The organism is Novosphingobium pokkalii, from assembly GCF_014652855.1.
Taxonomy (GTDB): domain Bacteria; phylum Pseudomonadota; class Alphaproteobacteria; order Sphingomonadales; family Sphingomonadaceae; genus Novosphingobium; species Novosphingobium pokkalii.
The window spans coordinates 245,480-263,538 of record NZ_BMZP01000005.1 but is presented as its reverse complement, the minus strand read 5'-3'; the positions used below and the strand labels follow the sequence as shown (position 1 = coordinate 263,538).

At 68.2% G+C, this 18,059-nt stretch carries 12 protein-coding genes; 6 read left to right on the top strand and 6 right to left on the bottom strand.

Annotation, left to right across the window (positions count from 1 at the left end; all coding sequences use genetic code 11):
- Positions 1–329: 329 nt before the first annotated feature.
- Together IE191_RS07760 and IE191_RS07755 are read right to left on the bottom strand one after the other, a co-directional pair.
- Positions 330–977 carry a response regulator gene (locus tag IE191_RS07760; RefSeq protein WP_191323790.1) on the bottom strand — a complete coding sequence of 216 codons (648 nt, stop codon included), beginning with the start codon at positions 975–977 and terminating at the stop codon, positions 330–332.
- Entirely contained in the window at positions 974–2,632 is a 1,659-nt protein-coding gene (locus IE191_RS07755) for a sensor histidine kinase (RefSeq protein ID WP_191323789.1), read from the bottom strand. Before IE191_RS07755 ends, IE191_RS07760 begins: the two co-directional genes overlap by 4 nt.
- A gap of 178 nt (positions 2,633–2,810) precedes the next feature.
- On the opposite strand from IE191_RS07755, the gene IE191_RS07750 reads away from it, so the two are divergent.
- A complete protein-coding gene (locus IE191_RS07750; RefSeq protein WP_191323813.1) occupies positions 2,811–5,216 on the top strand; it encodes a TonB-dependent receptor in 2,406 nt (801 codons plus the stop codon).
- Between the two features lie 172 nt (positions 5,217–5,388).
- Positions 5,389–5,817, top strand: coding sequence for a histidine kinase (locus IE191_RS07745; RefSeq protein ID WP_191323788.1), 429 nt, complete (start codon positions 5,389–5,391; stop codon positions 5,815–5,817).
- Between the two features lie 5 nt (positions 5,818–5,822).
- Here the strand turns inward: IE191_RS07745 and IE191_RS07740 are convergent, their stop codons facing one another.
- Both IE191_RS07740 and IE191_RS07735 read right to left on the bottom strand, forming a co-directional pair.
- Positions 5,823–7,397, bottom strand: a complete 1,575-nt coding sequence (locus IE191_RS07740; RefSeq protein ID WP_191323787.1) for an ATP-binding cassette domain-containing protein — start codon at positions 7,395–7,397, stop codon at positions 5,823–5,825.
- Complete coding sequence (locus IE191_RS07735) at positions 7,394–9,052, bottom strand: ATP-binding cassette domain-containing protein (protein ID WP_229815177.1); 1,659 nt, start codon at positions 9,050–9,052, stop codon at positions 7,394–7,396. Before IE191_RS07735 ends, IE191_RS07740 begins: the two co-directional genes overlap by 4 nt.
- Positions 9,053–9,288: 236 nt before the next feature.
- Between IE191_RS07735 and IE191_RS07730 the strand changes: the two genes are divergently transcribed.
- The 4 genes from IE191_RS07730 to IE191_RS07715 all read left to right on the top strand — a co-directional run bounded on the left by IE191_RS07730 (position 9,289) and on the right by IE191_RS07715 (position 14,714).
- On the top strand, positions 9,289–10,869 hold the full coding sequence (locus IE191_RS07730) for a cytochrome ubiquinol oxidase subunit I (protein ID WP_191323786.1): 1,581 nt from the start codon (positions 9,289–9,291) through the stop codon (positions 10,867–10,869).
- 12 nt (positions 10,870–10,881) lie between these two features.
- The gene (gene cydB, locus IE191_RS07725; RefSeq protein ID WP_191323785.1) at positions 10,882–12,030 is read left to right on the top strand and encodes a cytochrome d ubiquinol oxidase subunit II; all 1,149 of its coding nucleotides are present in this window, start codon (positions 10,882–10,884) and stop codon (positions 12,028–12,030) included.
- 11 nt (positions 12,031–12,041) lie between these two features.
- Positions 12,042–12,152 (top strand): cytochrome bd-I oxidase subunit CydX, encoded by a 111-nt coding sequence (gene cydX / locus IE191_RS07720; protein WP_084391181.1) that lies wholly within the window; start codon positions 12,042–12,044, stop codon positions 12,150–12,152.
- A 201-nt stretch (positions 12,153–12,353) separates the two neighbouring features.
- The gene (locus tag IE191_RS07715; protein ID WP_191323784.1) at positions 12,354–14,714 is read left to right on the top strand and encodes a TonB-dependent receptor; all 2,361 of its coding nucleotides are present in this window, start codon (positions 12,354–12,356) and stop codon (positions 14,712–14,714) included.
- A 216-nt stretch (positions 14,715–14,930) separates the two neighbouring features.
- Here the strand turns inward: IE191_RS07715 and IE191_RS07710 are convergent, their stop codons facing one another.
- Positions 14,931–16,313: a carbohydrate porin gene (locus IE191_RS07710; protein ID WP_191323783.1), complete on the bottom strand. Its 1,383-nt coding sequence runs from the start codon at positions 16,311–16,313 to the stop codon at positions 14,931–14,933.
- A 48-nt stretch (positions 16,314–16,361) separates the two neighbouring features.
- On the bottom strand, positions 16,362–18,044 hold the full coding sequence (locus tag IE191_RS07705; protein ID WP_191323782.1) for a PTS fructose transporter subunit IIC: 1,683 nt from the start codon (positions 18,042–18,044) through the stop codon (positions 16,362–16,364).
- Positions 18,045–18,059: the final 15 nt, after the last annotated feature.

Sequence of the window (18,059 nt, the reverse complement as noted above, 5' to 3'; positions counted from 1 at the left end):
CCTATGAATCAGCGATTTTACGCCTTGGGAATCCCAAAAATCACACTTCTGCCAAAGTAGTGTTAGGCCGTAAACTCATAAATGGCACCCCCGAGGTTTGAGGCCAAAGGCCCCGTCGCGAGGAGAAAGCGCGCAGGAATATCCTACATATTTCAAGTGCTTTCGACGCTGCGAGGGGGCCTTTGGGTCAAATCCCGAAGGGACGCCAAAATGGCTTCCATCTCGGCCCAAAGTGCCCTTGCAAAGGCCACCAGCCTTCGCGGCGGTTACTTTGGCCCGATATGTTCGCCATTTTGGCGCCTCGGGGGTGCCATTTATGAGTTTACGGCCTAACCTGCGCGGGGATGAGCGCCAGTCTTGACCAGCAGCGCCAGTTCGGTGCGGTTGGCCACGCCCAGGCGATCGTAGAGCCGGTGCAGGTTGATCTTCACCGCGCCTTCGCTGACGCCCATGCTTTCGGCAATGTCGCGGTTGCGCAGGCCGGCCGCGACGCCCTGTGCAATCTGGCGGTCGCGCGGGCCGAGCGTGGCAAGCGGGCCGGCTTCGCCCTCAGCCTCCTTGCTGGCGGCGGCGACGGCAAAGGCGCGCTCCATCAGGTCCATGGCAATGGCGCGTTCGCCGGCCAGGACCGTGCCGATCGCTTCGTGCAGCACGGCGGGTTGGGCATGCTTGAGCACGATGGCATTGACGCCCAGGCGCACGGCGGAAACCAGGCTGGCATCATCCAGTTCGGCCGCCAGGATCAGCACCGGCGTGGCATCGCCCGCTTCGCGCAGCGCGGCGAGCACGCCCACGCCATCGGGCGCGGGCATGCGCAAGTCCAGGATCGCGAGATCGGGGCGGGTGGCGGCAATGGCGCGGAGCGCGGCCTCGCCGTCTCCCACCGAAGCGACCATCTCGTGCCCCAGGCGGCCGAGCACCTGCTCCAGCCCGGCGCGCAGGAAGGCATGATCGTCGGCAACGAGAAGGCGGGTCATGGCACGTCCAGCGGCAGGGTGAAGACCAGCCGCGTCTGGCCCGAACCGGTTTCCAGCGCAAGGGCCCCGCCCAGCGCGGCAGCGCGCGTGGCCAGCGTGGCGGGCAGGGGATGGGGCGGTGGGCAAGCAAAGCCCTGGCCATCGTCGGTGATCGCCAGGCGCAGCGCTCCGCCGGCGCTGGCCAGATCGAGCGTGATCGTGCCGGCCTGACCGTGGCGAACGGCATTGGCCACCGCCTCGCGCACCAGATGCTGGCATTCGTAAAGCAGCAGGGTGGGCACGGGCAGGGGGCTGGCGGCGGGAGCCAGCGTGATCGTCACGGCCCAATGGCGCGCGAGCTGGCGGGCCAGCGCGGCCAGTTCGCCATGCAGGTCACGCCGGCCGGGCAGGATCTGACCCTGGCGCAATTGCGCGATGATCGCGCGGACATGGTCCTGTTCGCCGGCAATGCTGTCGCAGATTTCCGCGATGTCGCGCGCCTGCGGATCGGCAGGCGACTGGCCCAGGCGCAGCGCTTCCAGGCGGAAGCGCGTGCCGGCCAGGGTCTGCACCACGCTGTCGTGGAGATCGGTGGCGATCTGGCCGCGCAGACGCGCCATGCTCACTTCGCGGGCCATGGCGCGGGCTTCCTCGTCGTCGAGCGCGGCGGTGACTTCGCGGGCGAGGCTCTGGGCCAGGAACAGGTCATCGGCGTTGAGGCCGGGCATGCCATGGAGCACGAGATGGCCCCGCCCGGTACGCCCGGCGAGCGGAATCGACAGGCCGGTGTCTTCGTCTCCGGTGGCAACCAGCGCGGGCCAGGCCTGGGCCTTGTCGGCGATGAGGCGGCCGGTGGGCATCAGGCACAGCCGGCGATCCCGCGCGCGGTCGAACAGCATCGGCACATCAGCATCAGGAAGCAGGGCGATCGGCTGGGCGGGCAGGCGGGCCGTGCCGTCGGTGGCGAGGCGCGGCTGGGGCTCGTCGGTTGTGGCCCAGGCCAGCAGACCACCGCGCGCCTCGCTCAGGCTCATGGCATAGGCGAGCACGCGCGCCAGCGGCGAATCGGCTTCCGCCGATCCCGCAGCCAGGGATTCAGTGGCATCGCAGCGCGGCACGGTGGGGCGCTGGCGCCCTTGCGCAAACCATGCGAGCAGCAGCGAGAGCACGGCCAGGGTGCTGAGCCGGCGCAGGAACTTGGTGGTATCGAACGGGACGCCGGCATCGTGCACGGCCAAGCCCGCGAGCAGGAAACACAGCACCAGGCCGCCGGCGGCATAGAGGGCGTTGCGCCGGCGCCAGCGCGCCACCGAAGTGAGCATCAGGAAGACGTAGAACGTCATGAACGCGCTGAAGAAATCGAACGTGACGGCTTCGGTGGCGGCCAGCCCGATCAGCATGGTGAGCGCATCGATGCAGAACGCCGGGCCGGCAAGGCGGAATTCAAACCACCAACTGCGCCAGGCCAAGCCCAGCATCAGCAGGGCAAAGGCCAGATAGCCTTCGAACAGCAGCACCGGGCGCATGCCGCCAAGCACCGCATGGGGCGGGGCGATCCACAGCCACAGCGCGAAAAGCAGCGCGATCAGCGCGCGGATCGCGGCAAGGAACAGGCCGGACCGCGAGCGCAGGCCGCCCATGGGCTGACGATGTTCGGGCGGGAGCGCGGCGGTCATGCCCGCTTCCATGCCACGATCGCGCGGCACGGCAAATGCCGGATGGATAGTGTGATGCTCTGTCACACAAGTGCAATTATCGATGGGTACTGGCGCCGTAACGAAAGATACAGACTCGTTGCGGAGGAGTGCACACGTGACTTATTCCAAGGCTTCCAAGGCCGCCCTGGCATCGTCGATGATGGTCCTCGCCTGGCTCAACGCCGGCGTTGCCCATGCCGCATCCGATGCCCCTGCGGCCGAAGCCGCGCCCGAGGCCGCAGACACCGGCTCGCGGCTCAGCGAAATCGTGGTGACCGCCACCAAGCGCGAAACCAACCTGCAAAAGACCCCGGTGGCGATCTCGGTGGTGAACGACCAGATCATCAAGGATCGCCACATCCAGAGCCTGATCGACCTGGCCGATGGCGGCGTGCCGTCGCTCCGCGTCGCCACGTTCGAGGCGCGCCAGTCGGCGCTGACCGTGGGCATTCGCGGCATCGTGCCGTTCGACCAGAACCAGACCGCGCGCGATACCGGCGTGGGCGTCTATATCGACGGCGTCTATCTCGCCCGCTCGCAGGGCCTCAACGCCGCGCTGTTCGACGTGCAGCGCATCGAAGTGCTGAAAGGCCCGCAGGGCACCCTGTTCGGCCGCAACACCGAAGGCGGCGCGGTCAGCATCGTGACCAAGGACCCCACCGGCAAGTTTGACGGCCGCTTTTCCGCCGGCGTCGGCAATTTCGGCAGCAACTCGGTGGAAGGCCACCTCGACCTGCCGGAATTCAACAACATCGCCATCAAGATCGACGGCGTGCACCAGCACCAGGACCCCACGGTGAAGAACCCGCTGGCGGGCCAGGCCGGCTGGAACCAGTATGATCGCACCGGTGGCCGCGTTTCGGCCAAGTGGACCCCGGCGCCCAATTTCACCGCGGTTGTGTCGTATGACAAGGCCAAGGACGAAAACACGCCCAACTACAGCCAGTTGATCACCTACAACCCGCTCGGCAAAACGGTTGGGCAATATATCCAGAACCCCAACGGCAACGGCAAGTACATCCTGGTTGCGCCGGGCACGACCACGGCCTGCTCTTCGTGCATCGCGCCGCTGTCCTCGCTGATGTCGCCGACCGGCGACAAGCGCGTGAGCGTGGCGCCGATCGGCGTGCCGCAGCAGCCCAGCGTGGACCGCACCGAAGGCACCTCGCTGCACCTGAGCTATGACCTGGCGCCGCACGTGCAACTGCGCTCGATCACCGCATGGCGCACCGTCTCGACCGACCAGTGGGACAATTCCGGCGGCGCGGCGCGCACGATCTTTGCGCCCAACACCGGGTTCAGCCGCTATAGCCTCTCGTTCCTCAACCAGCGCCAGTTCAGCCAGGAACTGCAACTGGTCGGCAGCCTGCCGCAGGTCGACTATGTGCTGGGCGCCTACTACTTCTCCGAGCGCGCGCAGGAGCAGGCCGCGACGCCTTCGTCCAACACCTGGAACGTGGATGGCACCGGCTATACCATCAACAGCGAAACCGTGGTCGGTGCGGTAACCTCGTCGAACCAGGGCTGGGCGATCGGCCAGCAGTTCCTCCAGCGCGCCAGCCAGGCCTATGCCAAGAGCTATGCCGCGTTCGGCCAGGCGACGTTCACCCCCGATGCGCTGAACGACAAGTTCCACCTGACCGTGGGTGGCCGCTATACCCACGACAAGCGCGACGGCACGCTCTACATCGTGCAGGGCGCGGCGACGGACTATCAGTTCCACGCCACCGTCAGCCGGTTCGATCCGCTGGTCGTGGCGGCCTATGACCTGACCGACGCGATCCACGCCTATGCCAAGTATTCCACCGGCTATCGCGCCGGCGGCGCCAACGATCGTTCGCAGACCTTTGCCGCGTTCGGGCCGGAAGTGGTCAAGGCCTATGAAGTGGGCGCCAAGATGGACCTGATGGACCATCGCGTGCGCCTGAACCTGGCCGGCTACATGATGGACCGCACCGGCACGCAGACCGACTTCGACAATGTCGACACCCGGCCCTATCTCGACAACGGCCAGCCCAACCCGACGTACAACCTGCACACCGAGGAAACCCGCAATGCGCCGGGCACCTCGCGCATTCGCGGGGTGGAAGCGGACCTGACGGTGCAGGCCGCGCAAGGCCTGACGCTGAGCGCGTCCTACGCCTATACCTATACCCACGTGCCGGCGACGCCGAACCCGTTCCTCAACAACGCGCTCTATCAGGTCTATGTGGTCTATACCCCGACCAACGCCGCCTCGGGCGCGATCGACTATGCCCTGCCGGTCAATGCCAATGGCAGCGAACTGCGCGTGCACCTCGATGCCAACTACGCCGATCCCCAATACAGCTTCCAAAACGAGTCGGTGAAGACGGACTCGAGCTTCGTGGTCAATGGCCGCATCGCGCTGGCCTCGGTACCGCTCAGCGGCGGCACCACCGCGACGTTCTCGGCCTGGAGCCGCAACCTGCTCAACACCACCTACATCTACCGCCGTTCGGGCGCGAACGATGCGGTGCTGGGCGATTACGGCAACTTCAACCCGCCGCGCACCTTCGGCGCCGAGATCGCGCTCAGCTTCTGATTTCAACAAGATCCCGAGCCCTCACTGGGCGGGCAGTTCCATGCGAACTGCCCGCTTCTTTTTTGCGCGTCGCCCTTGCTGAACGGCGGGCGACGGACGGTTCAAGTTGCGCGCAGGCGGCGCGCGGTAATCCTGCTTTCGGGACGGAAAGACCCAAGGTGGGAGACACGACATGAAGAGCATTCGCATCGCGACGATCCTGGCCGCAGCCCTGACCATTGGCGGCGCCGCTGCCGGCACGGCCCAGGCCCAGGCGTGGGGTGGCTACGGGGGCGGTTACGGCGGCGGTTACGGGGGAGCCTATGGTGGCGGATATGGCGGGGGCTATTGGCAGGGCCGGCGCATGGCCGACCTGGTCTGCTCCGGCCAGCGCGCGCACGGCCTGGAAGCGCGCCTGCGCCACGAGGTGGACGAAGGCGACATCGACCCGCGCCGCGCCGACCGCATCCACGACGCGATCGACGATCTCGAAGCACGCCAGCGCAACGAATGCGGCGAAGGCGATTGGCGCTCTGTGGGCCGGATCGCCATGCGCTATGACCGCATCGAGGGCTGGATCAACAACGAGGCCCGCCAGGGCGGCGGCTGGCGCGGCTGGTAAAGTAGTTATAACACCGGCACGACCCGGTCTGCGAGGGCGGCCATCGCCGGGCGATGGCTGACCAGCACCAGGCCCGTGCCGGTCTCGTCCAGCCATGCGCCAAGGCGCCGGCAAAGGCGCGCTTCGGTCAGCAGGTCCAGCCCTTCGCTCGGCTCGTCGAGCAGCAGCCAGGGGCGGCCCGAGAGCAGCGCGCGGGCGAGCGCGATGCGACGGCGCTGGCCACCCGAAAGCCGCGCGCCGTCGCTGCCGAGCCATTGATCGAGCCCATCGGGCAGCGTGGCAACGACATCGTCGGCGCAGGCAAGATGCAGCGCCCGCGCCATGGCCGCGCGATCGATGCCGGGGCGGGCAAGGGCGAGATTGTCGGCCACCGTGCCGGCGATCAGCGGGGCCGCCTGCGGCATCAGCGCCAGATGCGCGCGCAGGCCGGCGAGGCCCAGCACGCGCGGATCATGCCCGCCCACGGCCAGAGCCCGGGGCGCATCGCCGCGCAGGCCCGCGAGCGTTTCGAGCAGCCGCGTCTTGCCCGCGCCCGATGGACCATCGAGCCGCACCCTTGCGCCAGGGGCGAAAGTTGTCCCGGCGATGGTCAGCGTGGGCACGCCGGCCAGGAGCGCGACGGGCGCGGCGGGTTGCGCCTGCGTTTCACCGGCCTGCGCGATCCGTTCGGCAGCGAGGCGCACGTCGGGGGCGCGGCTGTCGTGCGCGGCAAGGCCGGCCCAGGGTTCCAGCGCGGCCATGGCGGCCAGCAGCGCCAGCGCCAGCAGCGGGGCAGGGCCTTGCGCCAGCAATGCCATGGCCGCCAGAGTGAGGGCGGCGAGCAGCGCCTGGACAGCGGTGATCGCGGCTTCGGCGCGGGCCAGTGCGGCCTGTGCAGCGGCTTGCGCAGCGGCGCGCTCCGCCAGGGCCGCCGTCATTGCCGGGGCCAGGCCATAGACCGCGATGTCCACCGCCGGGCCGGCCATTTCGGCATAGTCGGCGGCGAGCGCGGCGTGGGCCTGGGCCAGGTCTTGCTGAAGCGCGGGCAGGCGCTGCGTGGCCAGCGCGCGCCCGGCCAGTCGCATGGCGCCAAGTCCCACGGCCAGCGCCAGCACGGCCGCCCAGCCCAGCGGCAGGGTGAGCGCCAGCGCGGCCAGCCCGGCGGTGATCGCGCCCAGCCGCGCAACGCGGCGGATCGCGGCATCTTCCAGCAGATCGACATCGCGGCCGAACCGCGCCGCCAGGGCGCCCCAGCGCAGCGGCGCATTGCCAGCCAGAGCGGCCTGGGCAATGCGGGCAAACAGGCTGGCGCGCACGTCGGCCAGGGCGAACAGCGCGGCGCGGTGGCCGAGCAGGCGCTCGCCATAGCGGCTGGCCGTGCGGGTGATCGCGGCGGCGCGGATGCCTGCGCTGGGCAGCAGATAGTTGAACGCGGTGACGGCCAGCGGCCCGCCCAGCCCGGCCAGCGCCGCCCCGGCGAGGAACCAGCCGGCCACGCCCAGCAGGCCGACGGCGGCGAGCGCGGCGAGCACGGCGCAGGCCATGGCCGCGCGCAAGGGGCCACGCTGGCGCGCGAGCGGGGCGGCGAGTGGATCGATCATGCCGCCAGCCCCCCTTCCACCGCGTCCACCGCGCAGCGCGTCTGCGCGAGGGCGACGAGATCGGCATCGTGCGTGGCGACGATCACCAGGCGATCGCGCGCAAGCGTCGCCAGCACGGCGCGCACCGCAGTGGCGCTGGCGGAATCGAGATCGGCGGTGGGTTCATCGAGCAGCAGGATCGGCCGGCCCGACAGGATCGCGCGGGCCAGGCCCACCCTGCGGCGTTCGCCCCCGGAGAGGCCGGAGCCGCGATGGTCGAGCGTGGTGTCCAGCCCTTCGCGCCGGGCGAGCATGGTGCCCAGGCCCAGGCTTTCGAGCAGGGTGTGCATCGCCGCGTCGCTTGCGGTTGGCGCGCCGCCGAGCGCCAGATTGCGGCGCAGGCTGCCGGGCGGTAGCGCCACGGCTTGCCCGGCCCAGCCCACGGCGGCGTTGAACGCGCTGGGCTGGAGCGCGCCCGACGCCCCGAGGATCTGGCCCTGCGCCAGCGGGGCCTGGCCGACCAGCGCGAGCAGCAGCGAAGACTTGCCGCTGCCGGTGGCGCCGGTCACGGCGTGCAGGCCGGGGCCGGGCCAGTCCCACGCCAGCGGGCCTATGCGCGTGCCATCGGGATAGGCGATCACCACGTCCTGGCCACGCAGACGTGTCGGGGCGGGCACCGTTGGCGGCGCATCGGGCAGCGCGGTCATGGCTGTGTCGAGCGCCTCCAGCGCGGCTTCGCCGGTCTGCTTGTCGTGATAGGCGGCCGCGAGGCGGCGCATCCCGAGGTAGAATTCGGGCGCCAGCGCCAGGGTGTAGAAGGCGCGGGCCAGCGTCAGGTGTTCCGGCGCGGGGAAGGGCAGCAGGCCCAAGAGGGCAAAGCCGCAATAGACCGCCACCAGCGCCACGCAGAGCGCGGCGAAAAATTCGAGAATGGCGTTGGAGGCAAAAGCCACGGCCAGGACCGCCATGGTGCGGTGCGCCACGTCCTGCGTCGCGCCGGCAAGCTGGCGGCCGACGCGCTCTTCTGCGCCGCTCGCCACGATCAGCGGCAAGTGGGCAATGCGATCGACGAACAGGCCCGAAGCGCGGGTCAGTGCCGCATGCTGCGCCCGCGCCCGTCGCGCGGCGAGGCCCCCGGCCAGCACCAGGCCGAGCACGAACGGCACCAGCGTGGCGAGCATGATCATGGCGGACACCCAGCTTGCCGGGGCCACCGCCAGCGCGATCAGCAGGGGCGCGGCCGCGCTGGCGCCGCGCAGGGGCAGGAAGCGGGCGACAAGGCCTTCGGTGCGGTCGATCGTGTCCACCGCCAGGTGCGCGTCTTCGCCCACCAGCGCGCCGCGCGCCATGCGGCTGGGCAGCAGCGCCGGCCACAGCACCTGGCGCAAGCCGGATTGGAAGCGCGCGGCCAGCCCCTGGCCCGCCAGGCGCGCCTGCGCCACGGCCAGGGCGCGCGCCGCGCCGCCCAGCACCAGCAGCGCGGCGGCGGGCCACATCGGCCCATTGCCGGCCTGCGCGGCAACCGCCCAGGCCAGGCCCAGCGCGGCGGGTATGGCCCCCGCGCTATCGGCCAGCCACCACGCCGTGGCGCGCAGCGAGCGGGGTGGGCGCAGGGCAGGGGGACGAGCGGGGCCGGTAGGGGTTGGGCCGGTCGGGGCAGGGGGCGTGTGCGACAATCTGTCCTACTTCGTGAAACGGCAAACCGTGATAGACTGCGAAACAATTCGAAAAGATCGCTCCGGGCAGAAAATTGCGTTTCGCATCGGGCGTTTGCCGCAAGAAAACCGCCTCGGGATTGATCGCCGTCAAATTGTCGAGCCGCAGCAGGGTTTAACGCGGCGCCGCGCACTTGTCGCCTGTTCTGCCGGGAATCACCCGGCCTCGAACGCGCCGTAGCAGAGGGAAAGTCGCCATGGACATGGCAGTCATCGAGCTATCCCGCCTTCAGTTCGCGCTGACGGCCATGTATCACTTCCTGTTCGTCCCGCTCACGCTGGGGCTGTCCTTCATGCTGGTGATCATGGAGAGCATCTATGTGATCACCAAGCGCCCGATCTGGCGGATCATCACCCGCTTCTGGGGCAAGCTGTTCGGCATCAATTTCGTGCTGGGCGTGGCCACGGGCCTGACCATGGAATTCGAGTTCGGCACCAACTGGGCCTATTACGCGCACTATGTCGGCGATATCTTCGGGGCGCCGCTGGCGATCGAAGGGCTGATGGCCTTCTTCCTGGAAGCCACGATGGTGGGGGTGATGTTCTTTGGCTGGGACCGGCTGAGCCGGCGCCAGCATCTGGCCGTCACGTTCCTGGTCGCGCTGGGCACCAATCTTTCCGCGCTGTGGATCCTGATCGCCAACGGCTGGATGCAGAACCCGGTCGGCGCGACCTTCAACCCCGATACGATGCGGATGGAAGTGACCGATTTTTCGGCCGTGCTGTTCAATCCGGTGGCCCAGGCTAAGTTCGTTCACACGGTCAGCGCCGGCTATGTCTGCGCCGCCACGTTCGTGATGGGGGTTTCCGCGTTCTACCTGCTCAAGGGCAAGTGGACCAACGTGGCGCGCCGCTCGATGATGGTTGCCGCTGCGTTCGGCCTGGCTTCGGCGCTGTCGGTCGTCGTGCTGGGCGATGAAAGCGGCTATACCCTCACCGATAACCAGAAGATGAAGCTGGCCGCGATCGAGGCGATGTGGAAGACCGAGCCCGCGCCCGCTTCCTTCACCGTGATCGGCCTGCCCGACGTTGCCGCGCGCACCACCCATGGCGCGATCGAGGTGCCTTACCTGATGGGCCTGATCGGCACGCGCAGCCTGACCGGCAAGATCGATGGCATCCAGGAACTCGTGCTGCGCGCCGACGAGCGCATCCATAGCGGGCTGGTGGCCTATGACGCGGTGGAGCGCCTGAAGCGGAACCGGACCGACCTGGCCGCGCGCGCGGCGTTCGAGGCGCACAAGCAGGACATCGGCTTTGCCATGCTGCTCAAGCGCTATGTCGCCGATCCGCGCCAGGCCGATGACACGTTGATCCTCAAGGCGGCGTGGGACACGGTGCCCAACGTGCCGGCGATGTTCTTCCTGTTTCGCGGCATGGCCGGGCTGGGCTTTGGCTTCATCGCCTTCTTCGGCGCGGCGTTCTGGTGCGCCTCCACCTGCCGGTTCCGCCGGCGCTGGTTCCTGAAGCTGGCGGTGGTGGCCATTCCGCTGCCGTGGCTGGCGATCGAGGCGGGCTGGGTGCTGGCCGAAATCGGGCGCCAGCCCTGGGCGGTGGACGGCGTGCTGCCCACGTTCCTGGGTGCCTCTTCGCTGACGGTGCCGCAGGTCTGGGCCACGATCATCGGCTTTACCGCGCTCTATGGCACGCTGGCGGTGATCGAGATCCGCCTGATGCTGGCCCAGATCCGCAAAGGCCCGATCGAGCATTTCGACAGCGATCAGGAAGACGCCACGCAACCCCACGCTGCGGGTTTTGCCCCGCTGCCGGCCGAATGAGGGGGAAAGACCATGCATATTCCGCTTGATTACGAAACCCTGCGGGTCATCTGGTGGGCGCTGCTCGGCGTGCTGCTGATCGGCTTTGCCCTGACCGATGGCTATGACCTGGGCGTGGCCGCGCTGCTGCCGTTCGTGGGTCGCAGCGACGAGGAACGCCGCCTGGTGATCAACGCCGTGGCGCCGCATTGGGAAGGCCATCAGGTGTGGCTGATCCTTGGCGGCGGGGCGATCTTCGCGGCCTGGCCGTTCGTCTATGCCGTCAGCTTCTCGGGCTTCTACCTCGCCATGTTCCTGGTGCTCTCGGCGCTGATCCTGCGGCCGGTGGCGTTCAAGTATCGCTCCAAGAAGCCCGATGCCGCCTGGCGCAGCCGCTGGGACTGGGCGCTGTTCGTAGGCGGCCTGGTTCCCGCGCTGGTGTTCGGCGTGGCCGTGGGCAACGTGCTGGTGGGTGCGCCGTTCCGCCTCGATGGCGATCTGCGCATGACCTACGAAGGCAGCCTGCTCGGACTGTTCACGCCGTTCACGCTGCTCACCGGGCTGCTGTCGGTGGCCATGCTGGCGCTGCATGGCGCCGGCTGGCTGGCGGTGAAGATCGAGGAAGGCCCGGTGCTGGCCCGCGCCCGCGCGATTGCGCGGATTGCCGCGCTGCTCAGCCTGGCGCTGTTCGTGCTGGGCGGGGTGATGGTGGCCAAGGGTCCGATGGGCATGGCCCTGACCGGCCTGGTCGATACGCAAGGCCCGTCGAACCCGCTGCTGGTGGCGAGTGTGGCCCGCCCCGGCGCCTGGCTCGCCAACTATGGCCTGCACCCGTGGATGATCGCCGCGCCGCTGCTCGGCCTGGTCGGCCCGCTCGTCGCGCTGCTGGGCCTGGCGCGGCGGCAGGGATGGACCACGCTGGCCGGCACCGCGCTGGCCACGACCGGGATCATCGCCACGGTGGGCTGCTCGATGTTTCCCTACATCCTGCCCTCGTCGATCGATCCGCGTTCCAGCCTGACGGTGTGGAATGCCTCGTCCAGCCACCTGACGCTGTTCATCATGCTGGTGTGCACGATCGTGTTCCTGCCGATCGTGCTGGCCTACACCGCCTGGGTGATGAGCATGCTGGGTGGCCGCATCACCTTGCGCGACGTGCGCAGCAACCCCGATTTCTACTGAAAGGACCGGTCATGTGGTACTTCACCTGGGTGCTCGGCCTTGGCCTGGCGGTGGGCTTTGGCATCATCAACGGGCTGTGGCACGAGTTCAACTCGCCGATCGATGATGATCCGGCGGTGTAATTCACCAGCCGATTGCCAGAAAACAAAGGGCGTCCGGCCGGTCCGGGCGCCCTTTCTGGTTGCTGGTGAAACCGTTTGGCAACAGTTCATGACCAAGTGATGCGGATCATGCGGATTCAAAGTTGAAATCCGGTTCACCTTTCAGTATCGTCTCTCTCACCAAGCGACGGCAGGCAAGACCGTCGCGCCAAGGAGAGGACCATGGCCGTGACTGCCGCCGCTATCGCCAGCCCCCGCGTTCGTTCGATTTCCGCCATCCTCTGTGCCGGCGTGGCGCTGGGCGCGCTGCCCGGCCCGGCCTCGACCCAAGCCCAGGCGCAGCAATACACCGTCAGCGCCACGGCCAGCGCCGATGCCACGGCTGCACCCGAAGCCAGCGACGGGGACATCATCGTCACCGCCCGCCGCCGCAGCGAATCGCTCACTTCGGTGCCGATCGCGATCAGCGCTTTCAGCGGGGAGGAATTGCAGGCCAAGGGCGCGGGCGACATCACGTCGCTGGCCGACGAAGTGCCCAACGTGACGCTGGAGCCCTCGCGGGGTACGAACTCCACGCTCTCGGCGTTCATTCGCGGCGTGGGGCAGCAGGACCCGGTGTCCGGGTTCGAGCAGGGCGTGGGCATCTACCTCGACGATGTCTATCTCAACCGCCCGCAGGCCGCGGTGCTCGACATCTATGACGTGGAGCGGGTGGAAGTGCTGCGCGGGCCGCAGGGCACGCTCTATGGCCGCAACACCATCGGCGGCGCGATCAAGTATGTCACGCGCAAGATCGACGATGCCTTCCACGTGCGCCTGCGCGGCACTTATGGCAGCTATGACCAGGCCGATGGCGTGGCGACGATCAGCTCTCCGCTGACCTCGGACGGCGTGCTGCGGGCCAGCGGCACCGTGGCGCGGCTGACGCGCGGCGGCTTTGGCCGCAACCTGACCACGGGCCTTTCCAACTACAACAAGAACATCTGGGCCGGGCGCGGCACGCTGGAAGTGCACGGCAGCCAGTTCTTCGCGCGGCTGACCGGCGACTATACCCACGACATGTCCAACCCGCGCGGCGGGCACCGCGAAATTCCCGGCCAGCTCACCGGCGCGCCGGTGCTGGCCAACGTGTTCGACACCCAGGCCGGGCTCAACAGCCCCAAGCAGGACGTGAAAGCCTGGGGCTGGTCGCTGTTCATGGAAGCCAAGCCGACGGATACGCTGACGCTGCGTTCGATCACCGCCTTCCGCAAGGACGACAGCGCCTCGCCGATCGATTTCGACGCGACCGCCTCGCAGGACGTGGACGTGCCGGCCTATTACCGCAACAAGCAGTGGAGCCAGGAGCTGCAACTGCTCTACAACTCCGGCCGGTTCAACGCGCTGGTGGGCTATTACTATCTCTATGCCACGGCGCTGACCCAGTTCGATGTGCGCCTGTTCACCACGGTGCCGGGGCTGACCGCGTTCACCGGCGCCAATATCCGCACCGATACCTCGGCCGCCTTTGCCAACCTGAGCTATGATTTCACCGACCAGCTCAGCCTGGAAGCGGGTGGGCGCTACACCTGGGACAAGCGCTATGCCCAGATCCTGCGGCAGAACTACCTGGGTGGCGGCTCGCCGGTGTTCGGCGGCGCCGGGGTGGCGGCAGGCGCGCCGAGCACCAATTTCCTGGGCAGCGCGGACTACAAGAAGTTCACCCCGCGCATCTCGCTCAACTGGAAGCCCAACACCGACAACACCGTCTATGCCAGCTTCAGCCAGGGCTTCAAGGGCGGCGGGTTCGATCCGCGCGGGGTCGGGGTCAACGCCCCGACGGGGATGACGCAGGGCGAATACCTCAGCTTCCGGCCGGAAAAGGTCAACAGCTATGAACTCGGGGTCAAGACCCGGCTGTTCGACCGGCGCCTGTCGCTCAACCTCGCCGCGTTCCGCATGGATTACACCGATGTGCAGATCCCCGGCTCGGTGGCCTGCACCGTGGCCGGCCTGCCCAGCTTCTGCGGCGTGGTATCCAACGCCGGCAAGGCGCGGATGCAGGGCGTGGAAGCCGAGGGGCGGCTCAAGCTGGGCGCGTTCACGCTCAACGGCTCGCTGGGCTATATCGATGCCAAGTACCTCAAGTACGTGACGCTGATTGCCGGGCAGCCGACCGACGTGGCCGCCTATCGCAAGGTGCAGAACACCCCGGCATGGACCGGCAATGCCTCGGCCAGCTATTCCATTCCGGTGGGCACGGGCGCGGTGGACGTGACCGGCGGCGTTTCGTGGAAAAGCAAGACCTATCAGTTCGAAGTGCCCAATCCCTATCTGGACCAGGGGGCCTATGCGCTGTTTGACGCCAGCGTCTATTACCGCGCGCCGGGCGGGCGCTGGACCTTCGGCGTCTATGGCAAGAACATTCTCGACAAGCGTTACAAGACTTCGGGCTATACCTATGTCGCGGGCAATGCCACCACCGGGGCGCTGACTTATACCCCGGCGGGCAACCTGATTCCGACGCTGGGCAAGGAAGGCGTGCTGACCACCTATTGGGGCAATCCGCGCCAGGTCTTTGCCACGGCAACGGTCACGTTCTGAAGCAGGACTGCCCGGCCATATGCCGGGCAGTCCGTTCCGGAAGAAGGCTCAGTGTCTGACCCAAAGATACGGCCATGCCGTACCTTTGGGTGTTGCGGCACCGGCCCTCTCCCCCACCCGACCTCCCACGACAGTATATTGCATGGGTGGTCGGGTGGGGGAGAGGGCCGGTGCCGCAACCAAAAGTCGCCCTATGGCGACTTTTGAGTCAGACACTCAGCGCCCGAAGAACGTCGGGCCGTCGAGCGTGAACTTGAAGCCGAAGACCAGCGCATTGCCGGTATTGGTGCGGTTGAACGGTGCGCCGGTGTTGTCCGGGTGCAGCACGTATTGCACGTTGGGCGAGACGCGCAGGCCGGGCACCACGTCGGCACCATAGGCCAGTTCCATCATCACTTCGTGGCGGTGGACATTGTCTTCGCCGCCAGCGGCAAGGCGCGCGGCGCGCATCCGCTGCATCGCCAGATCGGAAAAGCGCTGGTCGTTGATGACGAAGCCCAGGGTGTCGGTATCGCGGCCCTTGAACGTGCCGGTCTGGACGATGCCGAAATCGAGGTAGCGGCTTTCCTCCACTTGCCCCGAGAGATTGGTCATCGCCACGCCGAAGATCGACAGCCCGCGCCGCGTGGCGGGATCGGGGCGGGTCAATTGCTGGTCGAACCGCACATAGATGCCGCTGCGCCCGTGCAGCGTGCGCGCCGGGCGGCCGGTGAGCACGGCGATGCCGCCCTGGTCGTCGCGCAGCGGGTCGCTGTAGTCCGCGCGGTCGAACCAGCCGCCCAGGATGTAATGGCCGGGCAGGCGGGTCTCGCCCTTGTCATCGGCATAGCCCAGTTCCCACGGCACGATCACCCCGGTGCGGTTGGCCGAGGAGAAGTTGAAGCCATCGTCGTTCCAGCGCTTGCGATCGGGGTTCACTTCATAGACCCCGGCATGGGCAAACCAGCGCGGCGCCACCCAAAGCTTGGCCTGGGCCATCCAGCTTGACGCGGGGAAATAGGTGAAGTTGCTGTTCTTGAACACGAACGTGGGGTTGCCGCAGGTCGAATTGGTCTGGAACAGGCAATAGAGCGGCGAATTGAGGAAGTGGATGTTGGCCTGGCTGCGCCCGGCCTCGATCACCAGGCGATCCTGGAACAGCTTCTGCTCCCAGGTCAGGATCGCGAGGTGGGTGTTCTGCGTGCCCCACACTTCCTGGACCGAAGTGTTGTTGCCCAGCGCGATGTCCGACAGGCTCTTGCCGTGGCGGTTGGTCACGGCAAAGTGGATCGTCGCCCCGCCAATGCCGGCAATGCGATCGAGATCGGCGTCCGCGCCCAGATAGACCTGGCCGGTATAGGCGCTCTTGCGCGCCAGCCCACCCGAGACATTGCCGGCCGCTTCGCCAGTATAGCTCCAGGCGAGGGTAATGCCCTGGTCGGCGAACGGCTGGGCCGGCTTGCGCGGCGCGGGTTGGTCCGGCTGCTCCGCCGCCGTGGGCAGGGCAGGGGGCGGCGGCGGTGCCTCGTCGGCCCAGACTGGCGCGGCCGAGGCGAGGAGAGCAGGCAAGACGAGAGCGAGGGCGCCTGCGCGGCAGGCACCAGAGGGCAGGGCGGGCATGTCTTCAAGGCTCCTTGCGGCCGATCGGGGCCGCGTGAAAACAACGGGTCAGGCAGTGGCGGCGATCGGGCGGCGCAGCAGGCCGGCGAGCAGCGCGGTGGTCAGCGTGCCGGCGGCAATCGCCAGCGCATAGGCGCCCAGGTGCGTCACCGCGCCGGGGATCGGCAGCACGAACACGCCGCCGTGCGGCACGCGCAGTTCCACGCCCATCGCCATCGAGATCGCCCCGGCCAGCGCCGATCCGGCGACGAAAGCGGGGATCATGCGTAGCGGATCGCGCGCCGCGAAGGGAATCGCGCCTTCGGTGATGAACGCCAGGCCAAGCACCGCCGTGGCGCCCGCGCCATCGCGCTCTTCTGCCGAAAAGCGGTTGCGGAACAGGACGGTGGCGAGCGCGATGCCCAGCGGCGGGGTCATCCCAGCGGCCATGGTCGCGGCCATCGGGGTATAGACCTGGCTGGCGATCAGGCCGACGGAAAAGGCATAGCTCGCCTTGTTGACCGGGCCGCCCATGTCGAAGGCCATCATCGCGCCCAGGATCAGGCCGAGCGCGATGGCGCTCGACCCTTGCATGCCGCGCAGCCATTCGGTGAGGAAGGCCAGCGCCGCAGCGACGGGCGTGCCCACGGCATAGACCATCAGCAACCCGGTGCCGAGCGTGCCGAGCAGCGGCAGGATCAGCATGGGCTTGAGGCCGGCCAGATTGCGCGGCAGGCGAATGGCACGGTTGAGCGCCTCCACCCCATAGCCGGCGATGAAGCCCGCGACGATGCCGCCAAGGAACCCGGCGCCCTGGCTGGCGGCGATCATCCCGCCGATCATGCCCGGCGCAATGCCCGGCCGATCGGCAATCGAATAGGCGATGTAACCGGCGAGCGCCGGAACGATCAGGGCAAAGCCGCCCTTGGCGCCGATCTCGAACAGGGTATGCGCCAGCGTGCCGGCGGCGGCATCGTCGTTGGCGTGAATGCCGCCCAGGGCAAAGGCCAGCGCGATCAGCAGGCCACCCGCCACCACGAAGGGCAGCATGAACGAAACGCCGGTCATCAGGTGCTTGTAGGGGCCGGTGCGTTCGGCTTTTGCCGGCACGGCGGTTTCATCGCCGCCCGCCTGCACGCCTCCCTGCACTGGGGCTTCGGCCAGGGCGCGGGTGATCAGCGCGGCGCCATTGGTGATGGCGGGCTTGGTGTTGCTGGCGAACACGCGCTTGCCGGCAAAGCGGGCGCGGTCCACTTCGCGGTCGGCGGCAATGATCACCACGTCGGCCTCGGCAATTTCCTGCGCGGTCAGCGGCGTACCCGCGCCGACCGACCCTTGCGTTTCCACGCGGATGGCATGGCCCAAGGCCTGCGCCCCCTGTTGCAACCCTTCGGCCGCCATGAAAGTGTGGGCAATGCCGGTGGGGCACGAGGTGATGGCGACAATGCGCGTGGTGGCCGCAGCGGGAGCAGGCGTGGCGCCGGGGGCTGTGGCATCCAGCCCGGCGAGCGCGGCGGCGGGATCGGCCAGCACCGCCTCGAGCGAGAGCGCCTGGCCCGCACCGCTGGCGAGCGCGTGGTCGCCCGCCCCGACGAACAGCGCCGGTGCGGCGGCGGGGCTTTCCATGCCCTCGCTCGCCACGGTCACGTCGAGCGCCAGCCCGGCTTCGCGCGCCGCCTTGTGCAGGGCTTGCGCGGCCAGGACCGCCTCCACATCGCGCCCGGGCGCTGCGATCAGCACGTGGTGTTTCATGGTCTACCTCTATCC